This is a genomic window from Bacillus hominis, from assembly GCF_018332515.1.
Classification (GTDB): Bacteria; Bacillota; Bacilli; order Bacillales; family Bacillaceae_G; genus Bacillus_A; species Bacillus_A hominis.
This window is the reverse complement of record NZ_BOQD01000650.1, coordinates 1-457: the sequence shown is the minus strand read 5'-3', so window position 1 is coordinate 457 and position 457 is coordinate 1. Positions and strand designations below refer to the sequence as shown.

At 54.9% G+C, this 457-nt stretch carries 1 protein-coding gene; it reads right to left on the bottom strand.

The annotated features are described in order from the left end of the window. Positions 1-38: 38 nt before the first annotated feature. A partial coding sequence (locus tag KI356_RS28920; protein ID WP_212937074.1) for a helix-turn-helix domain-containing protein occupies positions 39-457 on the bottom strand: 419 nt, incomplete at its 5' end.

The window sequence follows — 457 nt, the reverse complement described above, 5'->3', positions numbered from 1 at the left end:
CACTCCCGCATCCGCTGATGCAGCGTCAGTGACGGCTTCTAGGAAAACAGCTGCTGGTAATCCGTGGCAAATTGCCCCAGATGCCAGAATCCCCACTGCATGGCGGCGTCTTTTACCGTCATACTTTGCGACCACGGACTTATCAGTTCGCGGCGTACGGCGTTCAGGCGAATGCGTTTCAGCCACGCGTTCGGGCCAATGCCTAAAATAGCGTGAAACGCGTTTTGTAGCGTGCGGCGGCTGACATGCAGTTGATTACACAAATCCAGCACCGTCACCGGTTCGGACATGTTTTCCAGCACATATTCACGGGCGCGGGAAAGCAATCGACGGTAACTCTGATGACTGATGCTTTCCGCCGTCACCATTGGTTGCGCTTCTTCCAGCATGGCCCCCATCGCCATTAGCAAATTATCCCCCAGCACTTTTCGCACTGCAGGCTGATGGAGATTTTCCG